18 protein-coding genes and 1 pseudogene are annotated in these 19,977 nt (G+C 43.1%); 11 read left to right on the top strand and 8 right to left on the bottom strand.

Annotated elements, in window-relative coordinates:
- Positions 1–58: 58 nt before the first annotated feature.
- Positions 59–1,260, bottom strand: a pseudogene (gene tyrS / locus DEHRE_RS01630) (tyrosine--tRNA ligase).
- Between the two features lie 459 nt (positions 1,261–1,719).
- Between tyrS and DEHRE_RS01625 the strand changes: the two are divergent.
- Complete coding sequence (locus tag DEHRE_RS01625) at positions 1,720–4,236, top strand: transglycosylase domain-containing protein (RefSeq protein WP_025205085.1); 2,517 nt, start codon at positions 1,720–1,722, stop codon at positions 4,234–4,236.
- Between the two features lie 71 nt (positions 4,237–4,307).
- On the opposite strand, the gene DEHRE_RS01620 is transcribed toward DEHRE_RS01625, so the two are convergent.
- Positions 4,308–6,698: an endonuclease MutS2 gene (locus tag DEHRE_RS01620; protein ID WP_019226886.1), complete on the bottom strand. Its 2,391-nt coding sequence runs from the start codon at positions 6,696–6,698 to the stop codon at positions 4,308–4,310.
- Position 6,699: 1 nt separating this feature from the next.
- Positions 6,700–9,285, bottom strand: coding sequence for a U32 family peptidase (locus tag DEHRE_RS01615; protein ID WP_025205083.1), 2,586 nt, complete (start codon positions 9,283–9,285; stop codon positions 6,700–6,702).
- A gap of 214 nt (positions 9,286–9,499) precedes the next feature.
- Here DEHRE_RS01615 and DEHRE_RS01610 point away from each other — a divergent pair, with 214 nt between their 5' ends.
- Entirely contained in the window at positions 9,500–9,766 is a 267-nt protein-coding gene (locus DEHRE_RS01610) for a hypothetical protein (RefSeq protein ID WP_019226888.1), read from the top strand.
- A 213-nt stretch (positions 9,767–9,979) separates the two neighbouring features.
- On the opposite strand, the gene DEHRE_RS14265 is transcribed toward DEHRE_RS01610, so the two are convergent.
- Positions 9,980–10,339 carry a DUF3795 domain-containing protein gene (locus tag DEHRE_RS14265; RefSeq protein ID WP_242837069.1) on the bottom strand — a complete coding sequence of 120 codons (360 nt, stop codon included), beginning with the start codon at positions 10,337–10,339 and terminating at the stop codon, positions 9,980–9,982.
- A 259-nt stretch (positions 10,340–10,598) separates the two neighbouring features.
- Positions 10,599–10,877 (bottom strand): nitrous oxide-stimulated promoter family protein, encoded by a 279-nt coding sequence (locus DEHRE_RS14260; protein ID WP_242837005.1) that lies wholly within the window; start codon positions 10,875–10,877, stop codon positions 10,599–10,601.
- 313 nt (positions 10,878–11,190) lie between these two features.
- On the opposite strand from DEHRE_RS14260, the gene DEHRE_RS01605 reads away from it, so the two are divergent.
- From DEHRE_RS01605 to DEHRE_RS01595, 3 genes are all read left to right on the top strand, one after another.
- Entirely contained in the window at positions 11,191–12,021 is an 831-nt protein-coding gene (locus tag DEHRE_RS01605; protein WP_025205081.1) for a DUF3102 domain-containing protein, read from the top strand.
- A gap of 87 nt (positions 12,022–12,108) precedes the next feature.
- On the top strand, positions 12,109–12,336 hold the full coding sequence (locus DEHRE_RS01600) for a DUF1659 domain-containing protein (protein WP_019226592.1): 228 nt from the start codon (positions 12,109–12,111) through the stop codon (positions 12,334–12,336).
- Positions 12,337–12,374: 38 nt separating this feature from the next.
- Positions 12,375–12,614 (top strand): DUF2922 domain-containing protein, encoded by a 240-nt coding sequence (locus DEHRE_RS01595; RefSeq protein ID WP_019226593.1) that lies wholly within the window; start codon positions 12,375–12,377, stop codon positions 12,612–12,614.
- A gap of 169 nt (positions 12,615–12,783) precedes the next feature.
- On the opposite strand, the gene DEHRE_RS01590 is transcribed toward DEHRE_RS01595, so the two are convergent.
- Positions 12,784–13,173, bottom strand: coding sequence for a LytR/AlgR family response regulator transcription factor (locus tag DEHRE_RS01590; protein WP_019226594.1), 390 nt, complete (start codon positions 13,171–13,173; stop codon positions 12,784–12,786).
- A 151-nt stretch (positions 13,174–13,324) separates the two neighbouring features.
- Here DEHRE_RS01590 and DEHRE_RS01585 point away from each other — a divergent pair, with 151 nt between their 5' ends.
- From DEHRE_RS01585 to DEHRE_RS01570, 4 genes are all read left to right on the top strand, one after another.
- Complete coding sequence (locus tag DEHRE_RS01585) at positions 13,325–13,654, top strand: helix-turn-helix domain-containing protein (RefSeq protein WP_019226595.1); 330 nt, start codon at positions 13,325–13,327, stop codon at positions 13,652–13,654.
- Positions 13,655–14,189: 535 nt separating this feature from the next.
- Positions 14,190–15,434: a hypothetical protein gene (locus tag DEHRE_RS01580; RefSeq protein WP_019226597.1), complete on the top strand. Its 1,245-nt coding sequence runs from the start codon at positions 14,190–14,192 to the stop codon at positions 15,432–15,434.
- Positions 15,435–15,664: 230 nt separating this feature from the next.
- Positions 15,665–16,204 (top strand): DUF1697 domain-containing protein, encoded by a 540-nt coding sequence (locus tag DEHRE_RS01575; RefSeq protein ID WP_019226598.1) that lies wholly within the window; start codon positions 15,665–15,667, stop codon positions 16,202–16,204.
- 199 nt (positions 16,205–16,403) lie between these two features.
- A complete protein-coding gene (locus DEHRE_RS01570; protein ID WP_019226599.1) occupies positions 16,404–17,282 on the top strand; it encodes a DUF6414 family protein in 879 nt (292 codons plus the stop codon).
- A gap of 196 nt (positions 17,283–17,478) precedes the next feature.
- On the opposite strand, the gene DEHRE_RS14730 is transcribed toward DEHRE_RS01570, so the two are convergent.
- Both DEHRE_RS14730 and DEHRE_RS01565 read right to left on the bottom strand, forming a co-directional pair.
- Positions 17,479–17,649, bottom strand: a complete 171-nt coding sequence (locus DEHRE_RS14730) for a hypothetical protein (protein WP_019226600.1) — start codon at positions 17,647–17,649, stop codon at positions 17,479–17,481.
- 117 nt (positions 17,650–17,766) lie between these two features.
- Positions 17,767–18,597, bottom strand: coding sequence for an IS110 family transposase (locus tag DEHRE_RS01565; RefSeq protein WP_158407231.1), 831 nt, complete (start codon positions 18,595–18,597; stop codon positions 17,767–17,769).
- 372 nt (positions 18,598–18,969) lie between these two features.
- Here DEHRE_RS01565 and DEHRE_RS01560 point away from each other — a divergent pair, with 372 nt between their 5' ends.
- Both DEHRE_RS01560 and DEHRE_RS14725 read left to right on the top strand, forming a co-directional pair.
- The gene (locus DEHRE_RS01560; RefSeq protein ID WP_019226601.1) at positions 18,970–19,632 is read left to right on the top strand and encodes a DUF4145 domain-containing protein; all 663 of its coding nucleotides are present in this window, start codon (positions 18,970–18,972) and stop codon (positions 19,630–19,632) included.
- 177 nt (positions 19,633–19,809) lie between these two features.
- On the top strand, positions 19,810–19,971 hold the full coding sequence (locus tag DEHRE_RS14725; protein WP_019226602.1) for a hypothetical protein: 162 nt from the start codon (positions 19,810–19,812) through the stop codon (positions 19,969–19,971).
- The last annotated feature ends 6 nt before the right edge of the window (positions 19,972–19,977 follow it).

Below are 19,977 nucleotides of genomic sequence, written 5' to 3'. Positions count from 1 at the left end.
AAGAATTAATGAGCGTTCTTTGTCTCTAGAAAAATGATCGTTTTTAATTAATACGATCCTACGATCTAATTCGAATAAATTTTCTCTTGCCGACCTTCAAGATATCACCGGCCGAAAGACGAATGGCAGCCTGCGAATCTGAGAGCTTTTCATCGTTAAGCTTCACTCCGCCCTGTTCAACCAGTCTTCTGGCTTCTCCCCTGCTCGGGGCAAGTGCTGCGTTGACCATCAGCGTAACCAGTTCGATCGTGCCGTCCTTCGATGCACCAAGTTCCGCAAGGCTAAATTCAGGCATCTCATCTGGTGCTTCTTTTTTCTGAAACATTTTAATAAATTCGTCTTTTGCCTGATCGGCTTCGGCATCTCCATGATAAATTCGGACAATCTCCCATCCCAGACGCATTTTTAAGTCACGCGGATGAACGCTGCCGTCAGCAAGGCCCTTTTCGAGACGGCGAATTTCGTCAACAGGCACTTTTGTGACCAATTCGAAATAGCGAATCATCAATTCGTCCGGCAGAGACATCGTTTTTCCAAACATTTCTCTGGGGCTTTCATAGACTCCGATGTAATTACCAAGACTTTTACTCATTTTATGAACGCCGTCAAGTCCCTCAAGGATTGGCGTTGTTAAAGCAACCTGCGGTAATTGCCCATAATCTTTTTGCAGCGTACGGCCCATAAGTAAATTAAACTTCTGGTCTGTCCCTCCTAGTTCGACGTCGCTTTGCAGCGCTACCGAGTCATAGCCCTGCATCAACGGGTAAAAGAATTCATGAATGCTGATCGGCCGTTCCTCCTGATATCTCTTGGCAAAATCATCTCTTTCCAGCATTCTGGCAACCGTACAATTGGAAGCTAACTTAATGACCTCTTCAAAATTGAGCTTTGAAAGCCAGGTGGCATTAAACTCAATCCTTGTTTTAGCGGGATCGAGAATTTTAAATATCTGTTCTTTATAGGTTTCCGCATTCCGAAGCACTTCTTCTTCGGTCAATGCCTTTCTAGTTTCGGATTTTCCCGTAGGATCACCTATCCTGCCCGTAAAATCTCCGATGATGATCACTGCCTGATGCCCCAGATCCTGGAACTGTCTCATTTTCTGCAAAGGAACAGTATGTCCCAAATGAATATCTGGAGCCGTCGGGTCAAGCCCAAGCTTAACCGTCAGCGGTTTATTTGACAAAAGGGAATTCTTTATTTTTCTTTCAGTTCATCCTCCGGCACAATCTCAGCAGCACCTGTTCTTAATATCTCCATTTGTCTTTGTACTTCTTTGTCTAAATTGATCAATTCAAAACATTCCTTCCATTCTTCGATATAACTTTAAGTACCTTATCTTCCTTATAAAGGATAATAAAATTAATTTATCAAATACACCACCAGAATATATAAAATTTGGAGCTGACATGGTGCTATATAAAGTTCTTTGCGCTTTAAGCATCTTATATTATAAAGAAATATAAATTTTATATCAACCTCTTACCAAATTGATACTGTTTTTACAGCCTTTAAAATATGATATAATGTTTTGAGCTTATTAATCTAAATGCTTATTAATAAGTCTTTATCTAGGAGGCAAAAAATGGCTAATAACAATGATTATCATAACCGTAATGCAGATCAGAAAAACAGGCGGGTTCACCCTGTCAAAAAGAAAAAAAGTTTTTTAATACACCCTACTTCAGAATTCCTCTTCTTATCATCATTCTACTTATTGTGATTTTAGGTATTTACTTAATTGTTGCTGTTGCAAAAACCCCCAAATTAGATGTTGAGCTGCTGACAGGTCAGAAACAATCCTCTGTGGTCTATGACAATGAACAAAATTCGATTGCCCAGCTTCACTCCTCCGAAAACAGACTGCTGGTCGACTATGAAGACATTCCGGACACTGTGAAGGAAACGTTTATCGCGGTGGAAGATAAACGGTTTTATAAACATTTTGGGGCAGACCCGATCCGGATTATCAAATCGGCTTTTAATAATTTGAAAGCCGGCGAAGTCGTCGAAGGTGGCAGCACCATCACGATTCAGCTCGCCAAAAACGCTTTTATTGAAGATCCGACGGCGCAGAAGCTTTCGCGCAAGATCCAGGAAGCCGTTCTAGCTCTTCAGATTGAGCATGTGTACACCAAGAACGAAATTCTGACCTTTTACTTGAATCGGATTTACTTAGGGGAATCGTCTTTCGGAATCCGGACCGCTTCTTTGACTTATTTTAACAAAGAGCTTAAGGATCTGAATCCGGCTGAAATCGCCATGCTGGCCGGCCTCCCTCAAGCTCCAAGCGGTTATGACCCATACTTTTATCCGGAAAAAGCCAAAGCAAGACGAACGATCGTCCTGGGTGTGATGAGAGACAATGGCATTATTACACAGGCTGATTATGACAAGTATGTCGATACACCTTTCACGTTTGTTGACCAGGTTAAATCCAAACAAAAGAATGTCCAAATGCCCGAAATTGCAACGCGCAACAAACAACACCCTTATTTTGTTGACTATGTAATTTCCGAGCTTCAGGCTAAATATGGCTTTACACCTGAACAGATCTATAGCGGTGGTTTAAAGATTTATACGACTGTAAATTCAAAAATCCAGACCAAAGCCGAGGAAGCTTTTGCAGACTCCAAGAATTTCCCTGCTAACAGTAAGGACGGGACTTCCGTTCAAGGTGCGATGACTGTACTGGAGCCCGATAGCGGGGCGATCGCAGCCATGGTAGGCGGCCGGGAATACACCCCGATGGGTTTGAACCGCGCTTACCAGTCCAAAAGGCAGCCTGGATCGACTGCCAAGCCACTGGTTGTCTATGCGCCGGCACTTGAACACGGCGGTTATTATCCTGGAACAGTATTCGATGATATGCCCGTTAAATTTAATAACGGTGACGGCACTGTCTGGGCCCCGACGGATTATGACACAATTACTTCCGGTTGGCGGGGTTTGATCACGATGCGCGAAGCTGTTGAGGACTCTGTAAACGTTTACGCCGTAAAACTTTTAAGCTCTCTCGGGGTTGAAAACGGCTGGCAGTTCGCCAAGAATAATCTGGGGCTTTCCCTAACCAACAATGACAAAGTATTAAGTATGGCCCTCGGGACATTTGATATTTCCACCCTGCAGATGGCTTCAGCTTACGGAACATTTGCCAATAACGGTGTCAAAGCTGAACCTTACAGTGTTATTAAAGTTTTAGGCCCCGATGGTAAAACATTGGTCGAAAACACGCCTTCCGAGAAAAGAGTGATGAAAGAAACCACTGCCTATTTGATGAATGATCTCCTTAGGAGCGTTGTAACCTACGGAACCGGCACAAAGGCCCGGATTGGCAATTGGTATATCTGCGGTAAGACGGGCACAACATCCCTGGATCCTGCTAAATTTGGCAATAGGTCCGGTAATCCCGATGCCTGGTTTGCCGGCTATAGCCCAAAATACGCGGGGGTTGTCTGGATGGGGTATGATCAGACAGATACAAGCCATTACCTGTATAAGGTATATGGCGGCAGCTACCCGGCCAGCATCTGGAAACAGGTCATGACGGTTGCCCACGAAGGACTGGCAGTTCAGTCAAGTATCAGCCGTCCCGAAGGGCTTACAACCGTAAAATTCGATTCCAAATCAGGTCTTCTGCCAAGCAGTCTGACTCCTTCAGAATTTGTTAAATCAGAAATATGTGCGGCAGACAGTGTTCCAACAAAAGTTAGTGATGTTTGGGTCCAAGTGATGGTCGATGCTAATAACCCCAATCTTTTAGCCCCCGTAGGCAGCATGAATGCCGTATCGAGGCTTTGCCTGAACGTTCTGGGGCGGCCTAAAGATGTGACCTGGCCATCGGACGAAGCCCCCTATAAGGCTCCGGACAAATACGTGAATGAAAGTGGCAGCTCTACCAGCGGTGAGACTCCACCGGCAGGAGATTCAAGTATTCCTCAGTTGTCTTTATCTTCTCCGTATTATGACGGATCGAGCACGGTTGTTCAGCTTCCGGTTTCCAACTATAACAGTAAAAAATATACTGTTAAGCTGTATATCAAGAAACCGGGACAATCCTATCTTGAAACGTATGTGCCAGAAGACGGAAACAAGAGGACGATTCAATACCGTTTAGATCTTTTCGGTGCCGGAGCAGTCTCCGGAACCTACACCTTCTGGGGTGTTCTGATGGACAATGACTCTTTTACAGAGGGTCCTCCGTCAAATCCCGTGACGTTGGAAATCAGTAATTAATAATCCTCTCAAAAAAACACTGCCGATGGTTTAGATAACCTCGGCAGTGTTTTTTTTGTGGCTAGTTTGGGTTACTTTAATTCAACGATCGTGACCCCGGAATCGCCTTCGCCAAACTCACCTAAGCGGTAAGCAGCAACATGGGGATGTCTCTTCAAGAACTGATGAATGCCTGCCCGCAGGGCGCCTGTCCCTTTGCCATGAATCACGCTGACCTGATTAATTCCTGTAATCACAGCATCATCCAGATATTTATCCAGCATCAGGATGCCTTCTTCGACCAGTTTTCCCCGGAGGTCGATTTCACTTCTGAGATTTACCGCTTTGCTCAGCCCGAAAGTACCTTGAATGGTTTTTGCAAAGTGTTCCGGTTTTCTTGTCTCATCGACCAACCGGATTTCAGACAGCGGAACGCTGACTTTCAAGATACCCGTCTGGACCAACACTTCATTGTTGTTATCCGGTTTTTGCAGGACCTGGCCTTTTTGTCTAAGATTGGGCATATAGACCGTTTGCCCCGGTTCTACTTGCCCGGGCTTCGGTCCGGATTTGTTTTTTCCGGTATACTCGGTTTCATACACCTTTTCAGAGAGTTTTTTCAGCCCCTGACGTGTTTTCTCCAGAGCCGCTTCCTGTTCACGCCGTTCTTTCTTTTGGGCTTCCTTGATTTCTTTGATGATACCTTCGGCTTCGAGTCTGGCCTGACGGACAACGTCGACAGCCTCTTCTTTGGCTTTGCGGATAATATCTTCGTATTTTTCTTCCAGTTCCAGATTCTTTTTCTTCAGCTCCGCGGCTTTATATTCAGCCTTCTTCTGCTCTTCTTCCACACTCCGTTTTTTAAGTTCAATCTCTCTTTGCGTATCCTCGAGGTTTTCCAGGAGATCGCTCTCCTTCGTATCCCGCTCAGAGATAAAGGAGCGGGCTTTTTCCAGAATGCCACTGCCAAGTCCGAGCCGCTGGGCAATCGATAAGGCATTGCTGCGTCCGGGAATACCGATCAGCAGGCGGTAGGTGGGCTTGAGCGTTTCCGGATTAAACTCTACTGAAGCATTTTCTACCCGAGGCGTATTGTAGGCAAAGGTCTTTAACGCGCCGTAGTGCGTCGTAGCCACCCCGCAGCTCCCGCGCTCCAATAATTCCGCAAGAATCGCCATGGCCAGGGCTGCCCCTTCGCCCGGATCCGTCCCGGCTCCAAGTTCGTCCAGCAGAACTAGGGAACAGCTGTCGGCTTCCCGGGTAATATCAACAATATTGGTCATATGGGCGGAGAACGTACTCAAAGACTGTTCGACACTCTGCTCGTCACCGATATCGACAAAAATCCGGGTAAAGATCCCGAGCCGTGATTCACTTTCAGCCGGAATATGCAGCCCGGACTGCATCATCACCGCCATAAGGCCGATCGTCTTCAGCGTCACAGTCTTCCCTCCGGTGTTCGGGCCGGTAATGATCAGAAATTGATCATCTATCCCCAGTCCGACGGATATCGGTACAACAGGCCCGGTGAGCAGAGGATGTCTCGCGCCGATCAGCTTGACCTCCTGTTTATTCATTACAAGCGGTGACCCGGCTTCCATATCTTCACTTAGACGGGCTTTCGCCAGAATAAAATCCAGCTTAATCAAGGCTTCATTCAACAGCAGGATTTCCGGAATCCTGGCAGTAACTTTTGCTGTGAGCTGCTGAAGAATCTTTTGAACTTCCCTGTTCTCTTTCAGGGTGATCTCCCTCAGTTCATTGCCGAGCTGGACCACTGCCATCGGTTCGATAAAAAGGGTCGCACCGCTGGCTGACTGATCATGGACAATTCCGGGAAAAGCTGAACTGTATTCCATTTTAATCGGAACCACATAGCGGTCCCCTCTGCTTGTAATGACATTGTCCTGAAGCATCTTTTGATAGCTCGGATTTCTTAGAATACCGTCAAGGCTTTCCTTGATCCGCTGCTGACTTATCCCTTTCGCTTTCCGCAGTCTGGCCAGCTCTTCGGAAGCCCGGTCATTGATATCCCCGTCCTCGGAGACACTGCGGGAGATATCATCTTCTATCTCTTTCTGAGGTACAATCCCATCGACCGTTTCTCTGAGGGCATATAATTCGCTGTACTGATCTTTTCCAGACTGACCGCCATCTATCAGCGTATTCTTTAGGCGGCGGGCAGTTTTCAACGTATCTCTGATTTCCAGTAATTCTTCCGGATTTAAGGTTCCTCCCCGGTCACATCTTTCCAGATAAGGACGAATTTCCCGCGCTCCCCTGACTGAAAACAAAGGGTTAATCCTAAGGAGAATTTTCCCTTCGTCCGTTTCGCGGAGCAACGCCCTTACGGTACGCAGGTCAGACTCCGGAGCAAGTGCTTCCGCTAATTCTTTCGCTCCGGGAAGCATACAATGATTCCTAAGCCGTTCTCTGACTGCGCCAAAATCCAGTTTTGCCAGGACTTTATCTGAAGCTATCAATTTATATTAGCACTCCTCTATAAAAATGTCCTCTGGTAAAGCCATCGGGATAAAGCTCCTCCAAGCTTTTCATCGCTTCCTCGGTTTCCTCTTTGCCTATATTCTTGCCTCCAGCCGTTTCTTTCCAAAGCTGGTGAAATACTGTAACGGCACGTTCAGCCTGGGGCAGAGATGCCCGAAGCAGTTCCAGCCGGATATTTCTGATGCCCATATCGGCTATTTTAGACAGTTCGGTTACCAGATTCAAGGTTTTGGCATTGAAGACATGCATCCGGCACTCTTGATCCGTAGCCAGTGGGAAGTGATAAGCCATGCGGTCCTTCAGGTACAGGTCTCTGTTTTGACAGGCCTTTCCGCATTTGTTGCGGGCTCCGTCTTTCCCCTCCCCCAGCACAGCGCCGGGAAGACAGAATTCACTGACCATCATTTCCATATCGCCAAACACCAGCAACTCAATACCTTCGGATTTGCCCAGAACGGCAAGCTGTTCCTGACTTAATTCCATGGAAAGGGCTGCCTGCCTTCCGCCTGCCCTGTGAACCCATTCCAACGCCGCTTCGTTAAAACAATGCAGAAAATAATCCGTCTCCCAAGTCCACTCGGGATCAACGGTCTTCAGCATTTCGATTTCCGCAAGATTCCCGGCCATGATCACTGGCCTTGACGACCAGCCTGCCACCTTTGTCAGATCCTTTAGCACCTGCTCACACTGGGTCTGATTCAGGATTCGCGGCAGTCTCCATAGCAACGTTCTTCCCCTGCTTTGACACGTATCGAGTGCCTTCTGCAGCTCTGCCAGGGTAAGGGGCGGTCTGGACCGCCAGTGTTCTCCGCCCAGAATGATTCTGTCCGCACCGGCCTTCAGCAACGGCGCAATCATGGAAGAATCCGTCACCGCGGCACTGAGCAAATGCTTGCCTGCTCCGGTTTTTCCCGATACGGTCCGGCCGGTTTTGAGCTGCTGATTCCAAGCGTAAGTCCGCTCCTGATACGCATTCAAGGTCAGCGCCGGCTTGCTGTGAGACGGCTCCAAAAGCTTCTCCACCGCAGCACGCCGCAATTCATTCAACGCACTGACCGGTATCATCAGATCCCCTTCCAGTGCTGTCGTTAATTCTCCGAGATAAAACGGGGTATTCCCCAGACGCCCCAGCTGTTTTACCAGAACCTCCTGTGTCAGTGGCCGATTCTGTGCTTCCTGAGCCTCACACTGCGATTCCAGCGCAACGTGCTGCTGATCGTCCCAGACAGTTAGGCGCAGTTTTTGACCAACTTTTCCGGAAAGCTGCATTTTTAACGGCCGCTTGCGCATTTCCTTGCCTTCCTGGAAACTAAGCCGGGCCTGGGCAATCAGCTGCTCATCGTGGGTTTTGAATACCCGGTCCCCAATATTCGCAGCGCCTTCAAATTCTATGGTGACCGTATCTCCGGGTGCAGCACTGTCAACCGTTTTGCCGCCAGGTATCCCTATTCTTCCGACGCTGATCCCTTCACGGCCTCTTTTTGTCCAGATTTCCAGGCCGTCTCCGAGTCCCAGCTCGCGGTCCAGCTTCAGTGTCAGACGGTTGTTTTTTAGATCCGTAATTCGGCCCAGCATGGTGCCGCGGTTGTTTGGGCGGCTGAAACTCATCATCTCCGCTCCCTGGTAACCCTGAAAGTATCCGGTTGTAAAATCCCGGTTAAAAATCTGAGTCAGCTCATATAGATCCCGGGCTGTGATTTCCTGCCCCTTTTGTTCCTGTAAAAAGTCCAGGGCTTTACGGTAGACCCGGATGACCGTTGCCACATATTCGGGCCTTTTCATCCGGCCTTCTATCTTCAGTGAGCGCACACCCATCCGCTGCAACTCCCCGAGATTGTCCAACAATTTCAGATCACGCGGGCTTAGAAGGTGCTCCCCGGTCTTCCTTCCTTCCAGCAGATCCCTGCCTTTGCCGTCGACCAGACTGTAGGCCATCCTGCAAGGCTGCGCACATCTTCCGCGGTTGCCACTCCGTCCCCCGATATAGCTCGACATCAGACACTGTCCGGAATAGCTGATACACAGTGCGCCATGTCCAAAAACCTCGACATCCAACTCCGTCGCCTGAACCATTTTTTCTATTTCCGGCGCCGAAGTTTCCCTGGCTAGAACAACCCTGGAAAAACCCATTTTTTCAAGTTGCTTCAGCCCGTAAATATTATTCTGGGTCATCTGTGTGCTGGCATGAAGCCTTATCTCCGGCAGAACTTTCCGGATAAAATTCGCAACCCCGATGTCCTGAACGATCAACGCGTCTGCGCCAAGTGAATAAAGCTGATAGACATAGTCCGCCAGCTCTGAGAATTCACTGTCAGCCACAAGAATATTTAACGTCACATAGACCTTAACGCCGCGTTCGTGCGCGTACGTCACCGCCTTAGACAATTCCTCCGAATCAAAATTCGAGGCCGAAGCTCTGGCATTGAACATTTTGCCTCCGAGATAGACGGCATCGGCTCCGTTTTCCACCGCAGCCTTCAATGCCTCGTAACCCCCGGCCGGTGCAAGAAGTTCCATCTTTTTATTTGTATGCTGCTGCGGACTGCTGCCAAAATCTGAATGCATGATCGCGTTCTCCGTTCCTGTTTCGTCTTTTTCTGCTTTTCTTCTAATCATACCACACTATCATTTTGCGGCAAATTTTTTACATTCGCTCCTTTAAAGATCTCATTAGAAAAAGATTAAAACCATTAAAAAATGAATTCGGCAGTTGCCATGGATGGAAAATTCTCCTTGACTTATCTTTCAAAAAAGATAAGCTATTCATTAGGAGGCGATAGTGTTGGATGATAAGGTAATGGATCTTCTCGGAAAGATCCTTGAAAACCAAACCGAGACTAGTTCCCAACTTAAAGAATTAACCTCTCGCGTCCAAAAAATAGAAACAAAAGTTGAACATGATTTGGGTCATAAAATCAAAGCACTATTTGATGCTCGCGAAGTACAAAATGAGAAAAATGATACTATTATTAATACCCTCGAAAGAATCGAAACTAAAATCGAAATCCTGCAAATGGAAACAGCCCATGTACGAAAAATAAAATAGAAAGTTATAAGGAGTTATTCAAGACTTCTTTTTGGGTGTATCCCGAAATTGACTTGCAGTATCTGGTTAGTAAGATTGAACAAATGCATCGTTGAGATCCCATTAATGGGGTCTTTTTTATTCTACAGAGTAAGCTCCCTAGCAAAGAACTAAACCATTAAGGAATACACTACCGCAGCACCCCAACCACATTCATATTGGCACTGCCGCCCTTCACTCAATAAATGAAGTTTTACAAACTAAACAAATATGTTTATGTACACAGACAAAATTACCACATTCTTTGCAACTCCATCTAATCTCCTCATGCTGTAAAAATGAATCCAGATTATATTGCTTAATGTGCTCAAGATTTTCAATCATGCTCATGTGATATTTACTTCGATACCGCTTATCCAACTGTTTTAGTCTTATGCAAGGGAATTTGTCGCATTCAAAGCAAAACCCGGATTTATTACTTTGAATTACAGAACAATTTTTGATTATGCAACTGGTGCTATTTTTTGTTTTATACCTTATATCGTCCTCGTTTCGGCATCCCTTGCAATGACTTTTCTCCCTTTGATTTGCCATACAAAGTCTGCAATTCATCCCGCAAGGAGCAATCAACTCTTCTCTCATTTTGTTCATCTTATACAGTACCTCATCAGTGATTTAACTGTCGCACGAGATCTGATTACCACAAAGAAATACTTTAAGTCCATTTCATCCGAGCCAGGACGGCACGGCCTTTGCACGATATGTCGTCGTAATACGTTCAGCCATTCCCGATGCGTCTTATTTCGATTGCTAGCCGTTCTTTTTCAATAAAGGCAGTTAATTTAAGAGCCAATCATGCTTTCCTATTACTTCTCTTAGAATCTATTATGTGATAGAACGTTAATATTGGGTGCTTAAACAGCATCCTTGGCCCAGAATACCTCATAACTTTCTTTATTTCTACTCTCATTTCTAGTTTATAACAATGTATTTTACATCTTGCACAGACTGGTTTGTTCTCACCAAACATGCATTGTTCTATTTTCTTGCTTGAATATTTATATAATCTCTCACAGTCTTCACACCTTCTATTTTGTGGGGTATGGGTTTTCTTGCAATAAATATTAATCATTTTCTCAACCGTTACCCGTTCTCTTCTTCGCCTTTTGCTATCTGTACTCATTTTTTCTGTCCTTATAATTAATTTTATATAACGAACGTCCAAACTCCAATAATAACCTCAATTAGTCCAAATGATCTATAAATTTACCATTGATAACATTTATTCTTCATTGTATTTACAAATTCCTTCCCATTATTTTACTTAATTGGAGTTGGCTTTAGCGGAATTGGACAAATGTCCTGAGCCGAAGCGGCCAAGCCCTCACCACCCGAAGCCCATCTGCATATGCTGTAATTAGACTCATAATGAAAGGGCGGACGGCATGGAGAATCCGGCCACTGAACGCACGCCGCTTGTCATAGCGGCTGAGATAAATATGATAACCTGCCAAACCAAAAAAATCCTGCTTGCCGGCGCCATTGAAATCGGGTGTCGTTTGCAGGAAGCCAAGGCTCTGGTCAAACACGGGGAATGGGGTAAGTGGCTGGAGTCTGTGAGCTATTCCCAGAAAACTGCCGAAAGACTGATAAAGCTCTACCAAGAGTACGGGCCAAACTTCTCTGACGGATTGGACACGTCAAAATCGACATCAATGTCGAATATGACTTACACCCAGGCCCTCCTCCTTCTGGGTTTACCGGCAGAGGAGCGGGAGGAATTCATCGAGCAGAATGATGTCGGCGGTATGACCACCAAAAAGCTGCAGCAGGCACTTCAGGACAGAGACAAGGCCAATCAGGAAAAGGACCAGGCGCTTCAGGAGAATCAAGCATTTAAAAAAGGACTGAAGGCGATCGACAGCACAATCTCCGAATTAAAAAAGGAGCAGGCTAAGGCTGCGTCAATGCCAACAAATCCGGAGAATGTCAAAGCAGAAGCCTTCTCTGCCAGTCAACCCGCCCTGCCGACCCACAACCTTAAAGCCGAACATGACCCCGACGCTCACATCAAGTATGTAGAAAAATGCAACGCTTGCTGCAAAACAATCGCCGATACCTTCTTCGATCTGACGACAGCGCTCACCAATCTGGCGCATGTCGATCCGAACCTGAAAGAAGAAAAAAGAAAAGAGGCCAATCGACTGATTGAATACATGGCAGAGACGATTAAAGAGTGGCCACCCCCCAAGAAACCGCTTAGAGTTCATTCCTGATTTTTTTTGGGAACCTTTGGACAAGCCAAGCATAGTATATACAAGACAGCAGTAAGCAGTCCAATAAAAGAGAAGGAGATGATTGGAATGGCCGTTGTTTCAGCACCATCCGGCGCGGCTCTGGTATTGGTCTATCAGACCGGAGTCAGCACCTCCGGCGCTCCGATAACCAAACAGCGAACCCTTAACAATATTGTTTACAATGCTTCGAATCAAGCTGTCTATGAGGCGGCTCACGCCATCTTCGGTCTGTCGGAATATACGCTGCTTGACGTTTACTTCAGAAGAACAGATGAATTGACAAACGAAGCGTAAACCGGAGGGCAATTTCAGGCGTCAAGGAGGTGATTCAATTGGCTGTGACCACCAACCGAACAGCAAGATTAACCTTTGCAACCACCGGAGGGAACACGTTTTCCCTAACGGTTCCCCAACCGCGAGAGGATATCCTGCTAACTGAAGCCATGGACGTTATGAACGCGCTTATAGCAGGCGGGATATTCCTCACGGCAAACGGTGCCCTTACAGGGGTAAAGGATATAAAGGTCATTGAAACCACGACCAATGACCTTTATGATCCTCCACAAGTGTAAGCGGGCAGTACGCATAAAAGATTAAGAGAGGGGGCGGGCTGACGGCAATCAAGATTTGCCGGCGGCCTCGCCCCCTCTCATCTTTTGCCTTATCACTGTTCATATTATTATATGAACCTTAGCTAAGTTTGAACTATAAAAAATTCAAAAAAATAGTACATGTCATTGATTACCTTGTATTTTTGGCCAGAGCTTTGTCTAATATAGCATCAATGCGCTCCTGGGTACCTGGCTTGCATAATACTTGTAAAGGCTGTACCTGCATGAATTGATCATGATCATCGGCAGATGTCACAAACACGATGCTGCATGTTGACATGGAAGCAGATTGCCGTATTTGTTTGGTGGTCTCGAGACCGGTCAGCTTTTTCATACTATTATCAAGAAAAAGAAGGTCAAAAATCATCCCAAGCTTATTAAGTTCTTCAAGAAGCTCTTCACCACTGCCAAATTGGTAAATATCAAATGAAACCCCCTTTTCTTTTTCATATAAATGAATGAATGCCTCCAATAACTGGCGACACAGCGGCCTGTCATCGCAAATGCCGATAGTAAGCAATACATCTCCCTCCAAAAGCCTGTTTATACAACTAAAAAGGTATTAAGTTCATTATATATTGACAATAATACAAATACAAGGGTAATAAATACTCTTGTGCTTTGTTAAGAATACTATTCATAATTGCTAAAGTAAAGCAGGGTGATAAAACATGGAAATTGATTACAAAGCATTAGGCGAGCGGATTGCGAAAAGACGCAAGGTTTTGAATCTGACCCAAGATAACGTCGCTGAAGCAACAGGGCTCAGCAACAACCATATATCCAATATAGAGAACAATCATTCTATCCCCAGTATCGAATCATTGCTTAAAATATGCGAGGCTCTGGACATCACACCAGATTATTTTCTGCTGGGTATTTTCAGACAAACAAATGACAGTCTGCTTTCTCAGATTAATCAAAAAATCAAGCTGTGCGATGAGAGAAAGCTTGAACTGGTTGATCATTTCATGACTTGGATAGTTAATGAAAAACTATAGTTTAAAATGTGCGAACAGCACTTTTTAAACTATCAGAAAGTATAAATCCTTTTTGATATGTAAGTAGCCTTTTCCAGCAAAGGGCTGCTTTGTTATTTTTAGAATAAATTTCCACATATTTTAATTTTTTAGAAGGATAGCAGTGAATTTTCACGAATATCAAATTAAAAAGTAACCGGATTGATTCTTTCCCAGATCCGTCAGGTTATAGCTGCGGAAGCCCCGATCAGTAAAAAGCTGTTACCAAATTAAGTGAATTCTGATGAACCAGATCAATTTATCGAAGGAAGACTTGATGAAAGAAGTTTATAAGCTGCTTGGATTTATTAGGGGGGCTGAAATGGAAGAACTAATTTCAAATATAGTAAGTATTTCCGAACCTAGTTCGGAAATACCATCAAAAAAGAGGTATATACGAACTTAGTTCGGGAATACCGTAGTTAGGCGAAAGACCATGCAAAGACCGCCCCCTCCATGGGCGGAATGTTCAGGATTAGCTATGGTGCTATTTTGGTGCGAGAGAGGTTGAGAGAAATTGTTATATGAAGGTACCCTAAGGTCTATTGTAGATTTTTATATTGATTCTTTGGATTATAATGGCATACCGGTGTCACAAATATTGAGAACAAGTGATACTTCAGAGATATTAAATCAACTTAGCTCATTGATTCTGGACGGATTAGTAACACTAACATTTTCGACCGTATTTTTAAATCCTCATATAAAAGCCTTTCCAGACCTTGAACCACAAGAACAGATAAAGAAATTGATGTCTGAATCACTTGATGGTATATGTGCATACCCAACGGCTAAATGTTTGAAGGAATTCAAAAAAGCAAGCAAATATAGAGGGAAGCCATATTCAAGAAGATTATTTTTAGGGGAGCCGCAATTCGAACCAGTATATTTTGATTTAACTATTTTAGAAAAGTATTTGAACGACCCTAGGTACGTTGTTCAGAATGATGATTATTCTGGAAGTATACATAGTATGGATGAATATGATAAAGAACTTGGCGAAGGATTCTTTTTGGACACTTTTGGCCTAGCTTATAATAATCAACATGAGAGGTTTGTTATTGTTTATCTTAGATATCTTAATGATTTAACACCAGATCAACAAAAATACTGGAAATTATTCGAGACAAAAGAGGATTGTTACCAAAATATAGACTATCTAAAAAATACCCTTGGACATTGGGCTGATAATGTATCGATATTTATCGCATTTATTGAAGAATTATATGTGATTAATAAAATGTGTGAATTAATTGGTAAGCCAAGTTTGTTTAAGGAAGATTTTAAAAGAAATCGACCCAAAGATTTTGGCGTTTTTCTTAGGCCTACATTAAATAACTATAATAATTTTGTACATGTTCTTGACAAAATGATGTCAGATAATATTAACAAGGATTTTTTCAAGAATGACATACTCTTGACAGAAGAGATAAAAAGAAAAGATGGAAAAATTGAAACCCGGCAGCGGGGAACTATTTCTTTGCTTGAGGAATGGATTACTAATAATTTTAGACCAAGAGACCCTGAACCAACTAAACAACTTTTCTCAACTCTAAGAAAAGTAAGGAAAGAGAGACAGAAACCAGCTCATGCTGTAGAAAAAGATAATTTTGATAAACGCTACCATATTATGCAAAATGAACTTATTGAAGAGTCTTATACAGCCGTTAGGACAATTAGATTAATTCTTGCTAACCATCCAAAAGTTCAAGGATACTCTGTTCCTGATTGGCTTTACAAAGGGCAGATTCGGTTATATTAAGGTTAGCGAAATATTTTTGCATGGCCGCCATCCGTGGCGGCTTGGCTTCGAGGGGCATGGTCCATCGCCTAACAGGCAGTTCCCAAAACTTAGAATATATGAATGTAGTATGACGCTTCGGGAACTGCCGGGACGTTGAATGAAATTGGTCGCAAGGCCGGGCCGTCCTGGCGCGGGTTAATAGAACAAGCTTAATATTGTTGCAAAAGATTATAGAGGAGTCTTTTTTTATGAAATATATTGCACTGCTCCGAGGAATAAATGTTGGCGGAAAAAACAAAGTTTCTATGCATGATTTGAAAAACTGTTTCGAGAATGCAGGTTTTCTAAATACGCGGACCTATATTAATAGTGGTAATGTCATCTTTGACAGTGAAGAACAAAGTATCATAGATCTATCAAGTTATTGCAATGATATTCTGAAGAAGAAATTTGACTTTCCTATTGGCATAGCATTGATTGATGTTAATACATTGAAAGAGGCATTAGAGAATGTACCTGATTGGTGGGGATATGATCAAAACTCGAAACATAATGCCATATTTGTAATCCAACCTGCCACAGCGGAAGAAATTATTGCGGATGCAGGAAAAATGAAGCCGGAGTATGAACAACTTTATGCTTATAAAGAGATTATATTTTGGTCAGCTCCATTAAAAACATTTTCTAGAACCCGGTGGTCAAAGATAGTCGGAACAAAAGCATATCAAAGTATTACAATTCGAAATGCAAATACAACAAAGAAGTTATTGGAAATGGCACAATCATAAAATGTAAGATGAGAACTTTTTGGGGAATTTACGGGGTCGACATCCTGTCACCCCCTGGATATGGGGGCGACCAACTTCATTTAACACGCCATTCCCGAAACATGGAATTGATATATGTAATATGACGCTTCGTGAATGGCTGAACGATATCTGATATAGTGCCTTTGTGCCTTTCGGTGTAGTATAAGGAGGAGTTAAATTGGAAGGAAGACGTTTAGCAATACCTATTTATCTTAATCAGAGAATAGTTTTTGACCTTCTAGCCATCGTTGAAGGTGGATTTTCTCAATTGCAAACTATCAAGAAGGCCGAGTCTGATGAGAAAGGTAGCAATAGCGAAATATCTGGGGAAGTGGGTACAAAGAATGTATTTGCTTTTCTCAATCTTGGTCTAAAAGCTGGTCTCAATCAAAAAGATACGCAATCTATGCAGAAACACGTACAAGAAGATAGGGTATTTACTCCAGCTTCACTTTTCTCTAGATTGCGGGATAACCTTATAGAACGCAAATTACTTGTTTCTTTAGATAATGCATTTTCTATGGAAGCATTATTACCGGGTGCTTTTATTGAGTTTTCGGGAATATTAAGAAAGAATCCTATGGTTGCTAACATGGAAGGGCTAATACAAATGATGGAGGCTGCGCTTTTATTTACAGTTGCCCCGGGAAAACAAAAACCTAAAGCAGAACAAGAAGTTCTTACTCAAATGAAAAAGTTCTACTCTATGCTTACCCAAACAGGCTCTTTAGATTTAGTTTCGGACTTAGTTATAAAACCTGAAATAAAGGCAGTCATTCCAGTTCAACTTGAATATTTTTCAAACCAAAGCCCAGCGGATATTATAGATGGTCAATTTGTGGTCATTGGTAAAGTGGTCAGATATATTCCTGAGGATATAGGCGAATCGGTTAGTTTATTGAGGGGTACGCCTCTTGCTTATTTACCCGAGGATAATTTAATGCAATTTATTGAGGCTTTTAATACTTTATCATCTACATTATCAACGCCAAGTGAATTTACTACTCAAATTCCTGGACCTGTTTTGTTGGTAGTTCCTATAGCTATTTATGCTTAATTTGGGGTGAGGCACTACAACAGAGTATTTTCGACACTTAGCCAATATGTAAGCGGTTGGGGCGCGTCGCAAACACTCGGGACGTAGTTTAAAAAAGAAAAAATAGTACCAAATAATGATCAAAACTAAAAAAGGCAATAACAAAATAACTATGCTAAAAATAAACATAGTAACACCTTCAAATATAGGAAAACGGCTAAGTTACCGGCTCTAACTTATAGCCACGTTTAATCAATTCTTGGATCAATAAATCATCAGGAACGATCAGAATAGAATTTTGCCTGCTTTTCTTCTCGGTAGCCTTAGACTCGGATACTTCCTTGAAAGACTCATCTCTGGAGAGCATGTAATAAATAGCAACCAGCATTGAACGGCAAACAGCAATAACCGCCTTATTATGTCCCCTCCGCAGCTTAATAGAGTGGATACCTACTGACAAAACGAGAAGAACGTTTGCTTCTTGAAAAGCTATTTACACATTGGGTCAAAACGGCTTTGAGATACATATTTCCCTTTTTTGTTTTAGCAGAACGCCGTTTGCCTCCTGTTTCATTATTCTAAGGGCATAAGCCTGCCCAGAAACAAAGATGATTAGCGGAAGGGAAAACAGACATATCGGTTCCAACCTCCGAAAGGATAGCAATCGCAGAAGTTTTCCTAATAGCAAAACGAGAGCAAAGTAATGAATAGCAGGCTGTAAATCATGTGACTTATCTTCGATCAAGCGCTCAATTTGGGCAATCTTATCGTCGAAATTCTTAAGATTATCCAAAGCAACGGAAAGCTTAGCCGCTTGCGTTGAAGTCAAATGTCCTTTAAGGGCACAAATAGGCTGAGGAATTTTCTCTCTGAGCTTGCCCATAACAAGATTGGAGAGAAGATCCTCATCAAAGGACTTAGAGCGAAGAAGAGCATGCATAATATTCATGCCTGACTTGCCGAAAATATCAGTAGCAACGGAAGACAACATCAGATTACAGACAGTAAGGATATTATGAATCCTGCTTTTCTCGGCAGAGCGGTCGCGAATAAGCTTATGGCGATAACGGCTTAGCTCTCTTAACTCACGGATATGTTTTGGGGGGATGAAACTTGGTTGAACCAGACCGAGCCTATGAAGTTCAGCCAGCCACTTGGCATCCCTTCGGTCGGTTTTATTACCTGGAAATGTTTTAGTAAACGAGGGATTAGCCAACGTAAGAAAAAAAGAATCTTCCATCAGGTTAAATACAGGAATCCAGTACTTACCGGTGCTTTCCATAACGACAACGTGGCAGTCGTTCTCTTGAAGCCAAGCAATAGTTTTTGTGGACATCAATACCGGTACAGATAGAATGAACAACTTTCGGTTAATATCTCCTCCATAGGCTGGAAACGGCTGCCTGAAAAGAAAATAATGTAGTTTCCATGCTCTAAGCATAATCATAAATTCACTAAGGCAGCCGTCGCAGAGTTAGGCACGGGTCTATCCACGCAAAAGATTGGATTCTACCAATCGTCCCACGCGCTCGTCAGTCCAGCCTATATACTATTAATACACCAATGTAGAAAATAATGGAAGATAGTTGTAATTTGAAGTAAAATAAGGATATCGGCTCTTTTCATTATCATTGATGCCGCCAAAAGGCGGCATAAGGACAGTTAGACGAAGTACTGATGAAAGATATTAGGAGGATGGAAGACTATTATGAAAGCTGAATTAACTGGAAATAACGTTAGGGCAAATTGTCCGGATTGTGATGGAGTAATAACAACTTTTGAATCTACTCGTTCAGGTTCATCATTTGGCTCAATAATTATTGAAGGAAAACTTTCTTTCAATGGAATAGAGCATACAAGAGTTCTTTACATACTATTACGATGTGCAAATTGCGGAAGAGGTGGCTTAGCTAAAGTTCATGATTCGGGAAATACATCACACAACGGTCATCTAGAATGGTTTCTTCCAAATTCAGTAGATAAAGCTAACATCCCCAATAATGTTCCTGAAGACATAAAATCTGAATTTACAGAGGCAGAGGAATGTGCGTCAATCGGTGCTTATCGAGCAGCAACTGCGTTGTTGCGTTCTTGCTTAGAAAAGACATTTAAAGTAAATGGATATACCTCAGGTAATCTGGCACAGAAGATAAATAAAGTTTGTGATGATGGAATTATTACTTCTGCAAGAAAGAATAAGGCCCATGAAGAGATTAGAGTATTAGGGAATAACATCTTGCATGATGAATGGCGGATTGTAGATTATGATGAATATGATCTGTCACATCATTATACTCAAAGAATTTTGGAAGATTTTTATGATGATCGTGTTGAAGTCGAAAGTATCCTGAGAGAAAAAGGGGTATATTGAATAGTGGATTTTGAATGTTTAAACAACGCACTTCGTCTAACACGGTGTTCCCGTCACTTAGAGGATGATGCATGTAGTTGGAACGCGGCGGGAACACCTAAACGTTATATAAAATTGCGCGCACGAACCGCCGCGTCCTGCGGAGGGAGAAAAAAGTCTTAGTTACTGGGAGGTAACATGAAAGAAATTAAGTATGGAGGGAAAAAATGGAGAATAGCAGACAAAGATTATGACGGTCAACTGTTTATTAATGATCGTCAAGGTATTATTAGGTTAATTGTGTATTATTATGATCTAGACACTCTATATGCAGAAAAATTAATACCAAAATCAATATAAATGATT

Source organism: Dehalobacter restrictus DSM 9455, assembly GCF_000512895.1.
GTDB lineage: Bacteria > Bacillota > Desulfitobacteriia > Desulfitobacteriales > Syntrophobotulaceae > Dehalobacter > Dehalobacter restrictus.
The sequence above is the reverse complement of the archived record's forward strand: the minus strand, read 5'-3'. Positions and strand labels throughout refer to the sequence as shown.

What these genes read in the sequence shown, in the direction of transcription:
- DEHRE_RS01615 (WP_025205083.1), bottom strand. Translation starts at nt 9,285, where the DNA reads ATGCATTCAGATTTTGGCAGCAGTCCGCAGCAGCATACAAATAAAAAG.
- DEHRE_RS14265 (WP_242837069.1), bottom strand. Translation starts at nt 10,339, where the DNA reads ATGGCAAATCAAAGGGAGAAAAGTCATTGCAAGGGATGCCGAAACGAG.
- DEHRE_RS14260 (WP_242837005.1), bottom strand. Translation starts at nt 10,877, where the DNA reads ATGATTAATATTTATTGCAAGAAAACCCATACCCCACAAAATAGAAGG.
- DEHRE_RS01605 (WP_025205081.1), top strand. Translation starts at nt 11,191, where the DNA reads ATGGAGAATCCGGCCACTGAACGCACGCCGCTTGTCATAGCGGCTGAG.
- DEHRE_RS01600 (WP_019226592.1), top strand. Translation starts at nt 12,109, where the DNA reads ATGGCCGTTGTTTCAGCACCATCCGGCGCGGCTCTGGTATTGGTCTAT.
- DEHRE_RS01585 (WP_019226595.1), top strand. Translation starts at nt 13,325, where the DNA reads ATGGAAATTGATTACAAAGCATTAGGCGAGCGGATTGCGAAAAGACGC.
- DEHRE_RS01575 (WP_019226598.1), top strand. Translation starts at nt 15,665, where the DNA reads ATGAAATATATTGCACTGCTCCGAGGAATAAATGTTGGCGGAAAAAAC.
- DEHRE_RS14730 (WP_019226600.1), bottom strand. Translation starts at nt 17,649, where the DNA reads ATGCTGGTTGCTATTTATTACATGCTCTCCAGAGATGAGTCTTTCAAG.
- DEHRE_RS01565 (WP_158407231.1), bottom strand. Translation starts at nt 18,597, where the DNA reads ATGTCCACAAAAACTATTGCTTGGCTTCAAGAGAACGACTGCCACGTT.
- DEHRE_RS01560 (WP_019226601.1), top strand. Translation starts at nt 18,970, where the DNA reads ATGAAAGCTGAATTAACTGGAAATAACGTTAGGGCAAATTGTCCGGAT.
- DEHRE_RS14725 (WP_019226602.1), top strand. Translation starts at nt 19,810, where the DNA reads ATGAAAGAAATTAAGTATGGAGGGAAAAAATGGAGAATAGCAGACAAA.